This is a genomic window from Pseudomonas sp. GW821-FHT01C01 (assembly GCF_059422645.1).
Map to the genome: position 1 here is coordinate 63,856 of NZ_JBWKXF010000029.1, position 9,874 is coordinate 73,729.

Below are 9,874 nucleotides of genomic sequence, written 5' to 3' on the forward strand. Positions count from 1 at the left end.
AGCCCGCTCCCACATTTGATCTGCGGCGACTCGGTTCAATGTGGGAGCGGGCTTGCTCGCGAAGGGGCCTGAACAGACGCTGCATCAATCCCCTGCAACAAAGCTCACCCGCACCTTTAACCCCGCCTGCTCGCCGTCGTGCAGGCTGATTTGTGCCAGATGCGCGCGGCAGATCTCACCGACAATTGCCAAACCCAATCCAGAACCGGCCACTTGCTGATTGCGTCGGTAAAAGCGCTCGAATACCCGGTCGCGCTCCTCAAGAGGAATGCCGGGGCCATCATCTTCGACTTCCAGCACTGCGGGCGCCGAGACGCGCAAAATCACGTTGCCACCCGGCGGCGTGTGAGCCAGTGCGTTATCCACCAGATTGCTCAGCAGTTCGTTCAATAGCGTCGGCTCGCCCCGCAGCCAGACGGGTTCATCCGCCTCCAGCGCCAGCGCGATACCGCGCTTGTGCGCCAACGGCGCCATGGCCATGCCCAGCTCCCGGGCCAATCGACTCAGGTCCAGTAACTGCGCGCCGCCCTCGGCAATCGCCCTGGCACCATTTTCGACCCGCGCCAGGGAAAGCAACTGATTGGCTAAGTGGGTCAAGCGATCAGTGCCCTGGGCGGCGGTCTCCAAAGTGCTGCGCCAGGTATCGGGCTCGGCTGAGCGCATGCCCAGTTCCAGTCGCGCCTTGAGCGCCGCCAGTGGCGTACGCAGTTCGTGGGCGGCATCGGCGATGAATTGCGCCTGTTTCTCGAATTGCCCGCGCAAGCGTTCGGTAAAGTGATTGAGCGCACGCACCAGCGGCCACAGTTCGCGCTGCACCTCCACCAATGGCAATGGCCGCAGGTCATCCGACTGACGCTCTTCGACCGCCGTGCGCAAGCGCTCCAACGGACGCAGCGCGGCACTCACCGCAAACCACACCAACATCAACGCACCGACCGCCAGCATCCCCAAGCGCAGCAAGGTGTCCGCCGCCAGACTGCGGGCCATGCTGACACGGGCCTCGTCGGTTTCCGCCACACGGATTTCCGCCATACCGTTCATGTTCGGTTCGCTGACCGGCTTGAGCAGGCTCACCACACGTATGTTCTGCCCGCGATAGGTCGCGTTGTAGAAACGCGCCAGGGCCGGATAGTCGTCTGTACGCGGCGTCCCCGGAGGTGGCGGGGGAAGGTTTTCGTAACCGGAAATCAGCTTCTGATTGATGTCATTGACCAGATAGAAAATCCGACCGGCGCTGTCGTAGGCGAAGGTATCGAGGGCCACATAAGGCACGTCAAGACTAAGGCTCCCGTCGCGTTCGGACAGGCCCGCGGCGATGGTGCGTGCCGAGGCCAGCAGGGTGCGGTCATAGGCAGTGTCGGCGGCTTCGCGACCGTTCCAGTAGGCGCTCAACCCGCTGGCCAGCATCAACACCACCAACAATAGCGCCAGGTTCCACAGCAACCGCCAGCGCAGACTGCTGGGCTTATGCATCGCGGCTTTCCAGCAAGTAACCGAGGCCGCGGAAGGTCACGATGGCGACCGGCTGGCCGTCGAGTTTCTTGCGCAGGCGGTGCACGTAGATTTCGATCGCATCGGGACTGGCCTCTTCATCGAGCCCGAATACTTGGGAGGCCAGTTGCTCCTTGCTCATCACCCGGCCGGGGCGCGCAATCAGGGCTTCGAGTACGGCCTGTTCGCGGGAGGTCAGGGTCAGCAGTTCTTCGCCGAGGGTAAAGCGCCGGGTTTCCAGGTCATAGGCCAGCACGCCGCAACGCTGAATGCGCTCACCGCCCAGCACACTGCGACGCAGCAAGGCTTTGACCCGGGCTTCAAGCTCGGTCAGCTCGAACGGCTTGGCCAGGTAATCGTCGGCGCCGAGGTTCAGGCCGTGGACGCGATCCTTGACATCGCTGCGCGCAGTCAGCATCAACACCGGCAGGTTCTTGCCCCGCGCCCGCAACCGCGCCAGCACTTCGAAACCATCCATGCGCGGCAAGCCGACGTCAAGGATCGCCATGGCGTATTCCTCGCTGCCCAGCGCCAGGTCGGCTGCCACGCCATCGTGCAGCACGTCCACGGTCAACCCTGTGCTCTTGAGCGCCTGGGCGACACTTTCGGCGAGCTGCAAATGGTCTTCGACGAGCAGGACACGCATGGATTTTTACCTCATTCCGGGATGGTCGACGCCATTCTCTGGCGCGAAGTTTACAGCCGCCACCGCCGCTGTGAAGCCCGAAAACCGTGAAAGCCAGCTGAAAGGTTAGCGAAAGGTTAGCCCGTTACAGTCCAGCCACGGACAGTTTCGACTGCCGTCGCTGCAGCCACACAGCGATACGAAAAACGCCTCGAAGCGTTTTCGACAAATAAGAACAATAAACGGAGTAAGTCATCCATGCAGTCCCTGCAGACCCAGGCTATCGCGCCTGCCCGCCTCTCCCGTTTCAGTCACACTGCGCTTGCCAGCGCTGCTGCCCTTGCCGGTTTTTCACCTTTGAGCCAGGCCGCATTCGTCGACGACAGCTCGGCCACTTTCGAAACCCGCAACATGTATTTCAACCGCGATTTTCGCGACGGTACCAGTGCCCAACAGTCCAAGCGCGACGAGTGGGCCCAGGGTTTCATGCTCAATCTGAAATCAGGCTACACCGACGGCACCGTGGGGTTCGGTGTCGATGCGCTGGGCATGATGGGGGTCAAGCTCGATTCGAGTCCGGACCGGACCGGCACCGGTCTGCTGCCGACCGACGATGGACGGGCCGTCGACGAATACTCCAAGCTCGGCCTGACCGGCAAAGTGAAGATCTCCGCCAGCGAGCTGAAAATCGGCACCCTGATCCCGGAACTGCCGATCCTCAAGGCCAACGACGGGCGCATCCTGCCGCAGACCTTTGAAGGCGGCATGCTGACCTCCAAAGAGATCAAGAACCTGACCTTCACCGGCGGGCGTCTGGACAAGGCCAAGGATCGCGACAGCACCGACTTCGAGGACATTGCCCTCAACAACAAGAACAGCCGTTTCGCTGGCACCGTGGCCGGCAAACACTTCGATTTTGGCGGCGCGGACTACAAGTTCACTGACAAGATCACCGGCAGCTACCACTTCGCGCAACTCGATGAAGTCTACAACCAGCACTTTCTCGGGTTGATCGCTTCGCAGCCGTTCGGCCCCGGCACTTTTGCCAGCGACCTGCGGTTTGCCATCAGTGATGACCAGGGCGAGGCCCGTGGCGGCAAGATCGACAACAAGTCCCTCAATGGTCTGCTGAGTTACGCCTTGAGCGGGCACAAGTTCAGCGCGGGCTACCAGCACATGTCCGGCGACAGCGCATTCCCGTATGTGGATGGCAGCGACCCGTACCTGGTGAACTTCGTACAGATCAATGACTTTGCCGGCGCCGAAGAGCGTTCCTGGCAAGCGCGTTATGACTTCGACTTCGTCACCCTCGGCGTCCCCGGTCTCAGCTTCATGAGCCGTTACGTGAGCGGCGACAACATCAAGCTCAAGAACGGTGACGAAGGCAAAGAATGGGAACGCAACTCCGAGATTAAATATGTTGTACAAAGCGGCGCGCTCAAGGATGTCGCCGTGCGTCTGCGCAATGCCACCTACCGTTCCAACTACTCCGCTCGCGATGCCGATGAAGTACGTCTGCTGGTGAGCTATAGCGTTGCCCTTTGGTAATTCAGTACGTCTATAACAACAACTCCCAAGGAGACTTGAATGAACCTGTCAATGCGTAAACTAGCCCTCGCCGCCAGCGTCCTGCTGTTCACTGGCCAAGCGCTTGCCGAACCCAAGCGCCCGGAATGCATCGCCCCGGCATCGCCCGGCGGTGGTTTCGACCTGACCTGCAAACTGGCGCAAAGCGCGCTGATCAACGAAAAACTGCTGACCAAACCGATGCGCGTGACCTACATGCCCGGCGGTGTCGGCGCAGTGGCGTACAACGCGGTGGTTGCCCAGCGTCCGGCGGATGCCGGCACCCTGGTGGCATGGTCAAGCGGTTCGCTGCTGAACTTGGCCCAAGGCAAGTTCGGTCGCTTCGATGAAAGCAACGTGCGCTGGTTGGCCGCCGTCGGCACCAGCTATGGCGCCATCGCGGTGAAAAGCGATTCGCCTTACAAGACTCTGGACGATCTGGTCCAGGCATTGAAGAAAGATCCGAGCAAAGTGGTAATCGGTTCCGGCGGCACCGTCGGCAGCCAGGACTGGATGCAAACCGCGCTGATCGCCAAGGCCGCCGGGATCAACCCGCGCGATCTGCGTTATGTGGCGCTCGAAGGCGGCGGCGAGATTGCCACCGCCCTGCTCGGCGGCCACATCCAGGTCGGCAGCACCGACATCTCCGACTCCATGCCGCACATCCTCAGCGGCGATATGCGCCTGCTGGCGGTGTTCTCCGACAAGCGCCTGGACGAGCCGGAAATGAAAGACATTCCAACAGCCCGCGAGCAAGGCTACGACATCGTCTGGCCGGTGGTGCGTGGCTTCTACCTCGGGCCAAAAGTCAGCGACGAAGACTACGCCTGGTGGAAAGCTGCCTTCGACAAACTGCTGGCTTCCGAAGACTTCGCCAAGTTGCGCGATCAGCGTGAGCTCTTCCCGTTCGCCATGACCGGCCCTGAGTTGGACACCTACGTGAAGAAGCAAGTCGCGGACTACAAAGTGCTGGCCAAAGAGTTCGGCCTGATCCAGTGATCGTCTCTGTCTAGCGACTGCGGCCCCGTTTTTTGCGGGGCCGCAGCCCAGGAGTTCCCCATGCTCTTACAACGCATTTTCGCCTCGGTGCTGTTGCTGGTCTGTATCGGCCTGGCGCTGATGGCGTGGCCGTACCAAGCGGCTTTTTCCTATGAACCGGTGGGGCCTCGGGCCTTTCCACTGCTGATGCTCGGCCTGATGGGCTCGGCGCTGTTGTACATGGTGTTCCGTCCGGCACTGATCAAACACAGTGCTGACGAGCCGCCGCTGGACCGCGAAACCCTGACCAAGATCGGCATCTGCGTGGTGCTGTTACTGGTGTTCGCCGGCACTTTCGAGCCTCTGGGCTTTATCGTCGCCAGCATCATCACCGGTGTGCCGATGGCTCGCCTGTATGGCGGCCGCTGGGTGCCCAGCGTGGTGATCATCAGCCTGATGGCCGTCGGTCTTTACCTGCTGTTCGACCGCTTGATGGACGTGCCGCTGCCACTTGGCGTGCTCGACGTTCTGGAGAACTGATATGGATACTCTTGGCTATTTGGGTCAGGGCTTCGGCGTCGCGCTGAGCCCGTACAACCTGGTGACCGCGCTCTGCGGCACCCTGATCGGCACTGTGGTCGGCCTGTTACCGGGCCTGGGTCCGATCAATGGCGTGGCACTGTTGATCCCGATCGCATTCGCCCTCGGCCTGCCGCCGGAGTCGGCGCTGATCCTGCTGGCGGCGGTGTACCTCGGTTGCGAATACGGCGGCCGGATCAGCTCGATCCTGCTGAACATTCCAGGTGAAGCTTCCACCGTGATGACCACCCTCGACGGGTACCCGATGGCCCGCAAAGGCCTGGCCGGTGTAGCGCTGTCGTTGTCGGCATGGAGCTCGTTCATCGGTGCATTTATCGCCACCTGCGGCATGGTGCTGTTCGCCCCGCTGCTGGCGAAATGGGCGATTGCCTTCGGGCCGGCGGAGTATTTCGTCCTGATGGTATTTGCGATTGTCTGCCTCGGCGGCATGGCGGGTGACCGTCCGCTGAAGACGTTCATCGCGGCGCTGATCGGACTGTTCCTGTCGACCGTCGGCATCGACGCCAACAGCGGTGTGTATCGCTTCACCGGGGACAACATCCACTTGACCGACGGCATCCAGTTCGTCGTGCTGGTGTTGGGCCTGTTCTCCATCAGCGAAATCCTTCTGCTGCTGGAAAAAACCCACCACGGCCAGGAAGCGGTGAAGGCCACCGGGCGCATGATGTTCAACTTCAAGGAAGCGGCATCGGTGTTCGTGGTGAACATTCGTTGCGGCGTACTGGGTTTCATCATGGGCGTGTTGCCGGGTGCAGGCGCAACCCTGGCCAGTGCCGTGGCCTACATGACCGAAAAACGCATCGCCGGTGCCAAGGGTACTTTCGGCCAGGGTGACATGCGCGGCCTCGCCGCTCCGGAAACCGCCATTGGTGGCGCGGCTTGCGGTGCGCTGGTGCCGATGCTGACCCTCGGCGTTCCAGGTTCCGGCACCACGGCAGTGATGATTGGCGCACTGTCGCTGTACAACATCACCCCCGGTCCACTGTTGTTCCAGGAACAACCCGACATTGTCTGGGGCCTGATCGCGTCGTTGTTCATTGCCAACGTGATGCTGGTGATCCTCAACATCCCGATGATTCGCGTGTTCACCCGCATTCTCGCCGTGCCCAACTGGGCGCTGGTGCCGGTGATCGCCATCATTACCGGGATCGGCGTCTACGCAGTGCACGCCACCACGTTCGACCTGTTCCTGATGATCGGTATCGGCATCTTCGGCTACATCCTGCGCAAGCTGGACTTCCCGTTGTCGCCGCTGTTGCTGGGCTTCATCCTCGGTGGCCTGATGGAGCAGAACCTGCGTCGCGCCCTGTCGATTTCCAACGGCGCGCTGGAAATCCTCTGGTCGAGCCCGATCACATTTGGTGTCTGGGTACTGACGGCGATCATGCTGTTGATGCCGATCATCCGTATCTGGCGCAAACGTTCGGTCGCGCAACGCGCTATCGCCGATGTCTGATCGGTCACCCTTCAGAAACTGGTGGGGAACCCCGCTGGTCGGCCTGCTCGGCGGTTTCCTCGCCAGCCAGGTCGGCTGGCCTTTGCCGTGGATGGTCGGCTCATTGCTGGCGATCATCCTCGTGCGCTGCCTGACACCCTGGCAATTGGCCGAAATCCCTGGCGGCCGCAAGTGCGGCCAGTGGATTGTCGGTATCGGCATTGGCCTGCACTTCACCCCGGTGGTGATGGAGCAGGTGCTGAGTCATTTCGGTCTGATCTTCTTCGGTGCGTTGGTCACCAGCCTGTCCGCCGTGGTTGGCGTGTGGCTGATGCGCCGCACCGGTGAAGATCGCGCCACGGCGTTCTTTTCCAGCATGCCTGGCGGTTCCGGGGAGATGGTCAACCTCGGCGCGCGCAACGGCGCGGTGCTCAGCCGTGTCGCGGCGGGGCAGAGTTTGCGGGTGTTGGTCGTGGTGCTCTGCGTGCCGGCGGCTTTCAAATATCTACTGGGCGATGGTGCTCCGGTTTTACATGCCACCGCCGTGGACTGGCGCTGGCTGGCCCTACTGTTCCCGGCAGGCGCATTGGCGGCCTGGATCTGGGAACGCCTGCGTCAACCCAATCCCTGGCTGTTCGGGCCGTTGCTGGTCAGTGCGGCAGTCAGCATCGGCTGGGATCTGCACATCGGCTTGCCCAATGGCGGTAGCCAGATCGGCCAATGGTTGATCGGTAGCGGTCTGGGCTGTCACTTCAACCGGCAGTTTTTCCGGCGTGCGCCATCGTTTATGGGCCGTACCTTGATCGGCACGGTGTTGACCATGCTGATCGCGACCGTAGCAGCCCTGGGTTTGAGTGCGCTGACCCACCTGGACCTGCGTTCGCTGACATTGGGCATGATGCCCGGCGGCATCGCCGAGATGAGCCTGACGGCGGAAACCCTGCAACTGTCGGTGCCGCTGGTGACGGCGATGCAGGTGATGCGGTTGTTGTTTGTACTGTTTCTGGCGGAGCCGTTGTTCAAGTACTGGAACCGCAACCCGGATTCTGTCTGATAGACCGAGTCGCCTGCTTCGCGAGCAAGCCCGCTCCCACAAGGATCACGCGAACCCTGTGGGAGCGGGCTTGCTCGCGAAGAGGCCCTCGAAATCAACGCTTAAACCGGTGGCAACCGCCACTCGATTGGCGTCTCGCCATTCTGCTCAAGAAATTTGTTGGTACGGCTGAAGTGCCCGCACCCGAGAAAGCCGCGATAGGCCGATAGCGGTGACGGGTGCACCGAAGTCAGCACCAGGTGTTTGGTGGCGTCGATCAGTTTCTGCTTGCTCTGGGCATGGGCGCCCCACAGCATGAATACAAGGTGCGGTTGCTGCTGGCTGACCACTTCAATGACCCGATCCGTGAAAAACTGCCAGCCTTTGTCCTTGTGCGCATTGGCATTGGCGCGCTCGACGGTCATGGTGGTGTTGAGCATCAACACGCCCTGATCGGCCCAGCTCTGCAAGTAGCCATGGGTGGGGATGTCGATGTTCAGGTCGCGTTTGAGTTCTTTGTAAATGTTCACCAATGACGGTGGCGCCGGCACGCCGGGTTGCACCGAAAAGCACAAACCATGGGCCTGGCCCGGACCGTGATAAGGATCCTGACCGAGGATCACCACTTTGACCTTGTTCAGCGGCGTGGAATTGAGCGCGTTGAAAATCATCGGCCCCGGCGGATAGATCTCCTTGCCGGCCGCCCGCTCCTGTTGCAGGAAGTTTCGCAACTCTGTCATGTAGGGCTGGTCGAATTCGGCACGCAGTGCTTCCTTCCAGCTCGGTTCGAGTTTGATACGGTCGTCAGCAGTCATGGTCATACCCGGCAGAAACAATGGGGCGAACCCTAGGAAAGCCTACCTCGCTTGTCAATTGATCTGACACAGATCCGGCACTTTCCCACACAGCGATCATACTTAACCCTCAAATTCCCGATCGAGGTCACGATGAATCTGCACTTCGAAGAACTCACCGGCACCGACGGCGCCCGCATCGGCATCGCCAGCCTGGATGCCGAAAAATCCCTGAACGCCCTGTCCCTGCCAATGATCAACGCCCTGCGCGACCGCATGGACGCCTGGGCCAAGGACCCGCAAATTGTCTGCGTGCTGTTGCGCGGTAATGGCCCCAAGGCCTTTTGCGCCGGGGGTGAAGTACGCAGCCTGGTCGAAGCCTGCCGCGCGCACCCCGGGGAAGTGCCGCCACTGGCCGCGCACTTTTTTGCGGCGGAATATCGCCTGGACTTCAAACTGCACACCTACCCGAAACCATTGATCTGCTGGGGCCATGGCTATGTGCTGGGCGGCGGCGTGGGGTTGTTGCAAGGTGCGAACATACGCATCGTCACACCGAGCAGCCGGTTGGCGATGCCCGAGATCAGCATCGGCCTGTACCCGGACGTTGGCGGCAGTTGGTTTCTGTCGCGTCTGCCCGGCAAGCTCGGGTTGTTCCTGGGCCTGACCGGTGCGCACATGAACGGCCGCGATGCCATCGACCTGGACCTGGCCGACCGTTTCCTGCTCGATGAACAGCAGCCGGAATTGATCGAAGGCCTGTTGCAACTGAACTGGCAGGAACAGACACCCATGCAGCTCAACAGCCTGCTCAAGGCCTTGCAGCAGGAAGCCGTGGCGCAGATGCCCGAAGCCCAGTGGCTGCCGCGACGCCAGCAGATCGACGAACTGCTGGATGTCAGCGACGTGCGTTGCGCCTGGAAGGCCATCAGCGCCTTGCGCGATCACACCGATCTGTTGCTGAGCCGCGCGGCCAGGACCATGAGCGAAGGCTCGCCGCTGACCGCGCATCTGGTGTGGGAGCAGATTATCCGCGCCCGGCACCTGTCGCTGGCCGAGGTCTTTCAGATGGAATACACCCTGAGCCTCAATTGCTGTCGTCATCCGGAATTCAGCGAAGGCGTACGTGCCCGGTTGATCGACAAGGATCAGAAGCCGCACTGGCACTGGCCGGACATCAACAACGTGCCGGACATGGTGGTAGAGGCGCATTTCCACAAGGCATGGGAAGGCCGGCATCCGCTGGCGGACTTGTCCGAATACTGAAAACACACACAAAACTGTGGGAGCGGGCTTGCTCGCGAAGGCGGAGTGTCAGAAACATTGATGTTGTCTGACACTCCGCCTTCGCC

At 61.3% G+C, this 9,874-nt stretch carries 9 protein-coding genes; 6 read left to right on the top strand and 3 right to left on the bottom strand.

Annotated features, from left to right (window positions below; genetic code table 11):
* Positions 1-84 precede the first annotated feature (84 nt).
* Together AC07XF_RS18200 and AC07XF_RS18205 are read right to left on the bottom strand one after the other, a co-directional pair.
* A complete protein-coding gene (locus tag AC07XF_RS18200; protein ID WP_495027525.1) occupies positions 85-1,473 on the bottom strand; it encodes a sensor histidine kinase N-terminal domain-containing protein in 1,389 nt (462 codons plus the stop codon).
* Positions 1,466-2,137: a response regulator gene (locus tag AC07XF_RS18205; RefSeq protein ID WP_007979804.1), complete on the bottom strand. Its 672-nt coding sequence runs from the start codon at positions 2,135-2,137 to the stop codon at positions 1,466-1,468. Before AC07XF_RS18205 ends, AC07XF_RS18200 begins: the two co-directional genes overlap by 8 nt.
* Positions 2,138-2,374: 237 nt before the next feature.
* Here AC07XF_RS18205 and AC07XF_RS18210 point away from each other — a divergent pair, with 237 nt between their 5' ends.
* Genes AC07XF_RS18210 through AC07XF_RS18230 form a run of 5 tightly spaced genes read left to right on the top strand, consistent with a single transcriptional unit; the run spans position 2,375 to position 7,749 of the window.
* Entirely contained in the window at positions 2,375-3,664 is a 1,290-nt protein-coding gene (locus tag AC07XF_RS18210; RefSeq protein WP_495027526.1) for an OprD family porin, read from the top strand.
* A gap of 39 nt (positions 3,665-3,703) precedes the next feature.
* Positions 3,704-4,681 carry a Bug family tripartite tricarboxylate transporter substrate binding protein gene (locus AC07XF_RS18215; protein WP_495027527.1) on the top strand — a complete coding sequence of 326 codons (978 nt, stop codon included), beginning with the start codon at positions 3,704-3,706 and terminating at the stop codon, positions 4,679-4,681.
* A gap of 60 nt (positions 4,682-4,741) precedes the next feature.
* The gene (locus tag AC07XF_RS18220) at positions 4,742-5,200 is read left to right on the top strand and encodes a tripartite tricarboxylate transporter TctB family protein (RefSeq protein WP_495027528.1); all 459 of its coding nucleotides are present in this window, start codon (positions 4,742-4,744) and stop codon (positions 5,198-5,200) included.
* Position 5,201: 1 nt separating this feature from the next.
* Positions 5,202-6,716 carry a tripartite tricarboxylate transporter permease gene (locus AC07XF_RS18225; protein ID WP_007984722.1) on the top strand — a complete coding sequence of 505 codons (1,515 nt, stop codon included), beginning with the start codon at positions 5,202-5,204 and terminating at the stop codon, positions 6,714-6,716.
* Positions 6,709-7,749 carry an AbrB family transcriptional regulator gene (locus AC07XF_RS18230; protein ID WP_495027529.1) on the top strand — a complete coding sequence of 347 codons (1,041 nt, stop codon included), beginning with the start codon at positions 6,709-6,711 and terminating at the stop codon, positions 7,747-7,749. Before AC07XF_RS18225 ends, AC07XF_RS18230 begins: the two co-directional genes overlap by 8 nt.
* Positions 7,750-7,850: 101 nt before the next feature.
* Here the strand turns inward: AC07XF_RS18230 and ung are convergent, their stop codons facing one another.
* Positions 7,851-8,543, bottom strand: coding sequence for a uracil-DNA glycosylase (gene ung / locus AC07XF_RS18235; RefSeq protein ID WP_495027530.1), 693 nt, complete (start codon positions 8,541-8,543; stop codon positions 7,851-7,853).
* 132 nt (positions 8,544-8,675) lie between these two features.
* On the opposite strand from ung, the gene dspII reads away from it, so the two are divergent.
* Positions 8,676-9,788, top strand: coding sequence for an enoyl-CoA hydratase/isomerase DspII (gene dspII, locus AC07XF_RS18240; protein WP_495027531.1), 1,113 nt, complete (start codon positions 8,676-8,678; stop codon positions 9,786-9,788).
* The last annotated feature ends 86 nt before the right edge of the window (positions 9,789-9,874 follow it).

Bases quoted from the DNA above. Each gene is read 5' to 3' on its own strand.
- AC07XF_RS18200 (WP_495027525.1), bottom strand. From the start codon at position 1,473: ATGCATAAGCCCAGCAGTCTGCGCTGGCGGTTGCTGTGGAACCTGGCG.
- AC07XF_RS18205 (WP_007979804.1), bottom strand. From the start codon at position 2,137: ATGCGTGTCCTGCTCGTCGAAGACCATTTGCAGCTCGCCGAAAGTGTC.
- AC07XF_RS18210 (WP_495027526.1), top strand. From the start codon at position 2,375: ATGCAGTCCCTGCAGACCCAGGCTATCGCGCCTGCCCGCCTCTCCCGT.
- AC07XF_RS18215 (WP_495027527.1), top strand. From the start codon at position 3,704: ATGAACCTGTCAATGCGTAAACTAGCCCTCGCCGCCAGCGTCCTGCTG.
- AC07XF_RS18220 (WP_495027528.1), top strand. From the start codon at position 4,742: ATGCTCTTACAACGCATTTTCGCCTCGGTGCTGTTGCTGGTCTGTATC.
- AC07XF_RS18225 (WP_007984722.1), top strand. From the start codon at position 5,202: ATGGATACTCTTGGCTATTTGGGTCAGGGCTTCGGCGTCGCGCTGAGC.
- AC07XF_RS18230 (WP_495027529.1), top strand. From the start codon at position 6,709: ATGTCTGATCGGTCACCCTTCAGAAACTGGTGGGGAACCCCGCTGGTC.
- ung (WP_495027530.1), bottom strand. From the start codon at position 8,543: ATGACTGCTGACGACCGTATCAAACTCGAACCGAGCTGGAAGGAAGCA.
- dspII (WP_495027531.1), top strand. From the start codon at position 8,676: ATGAATCTGCACTTCGAAGAACTCACCGGCACCGACGGCGCCCGCATC.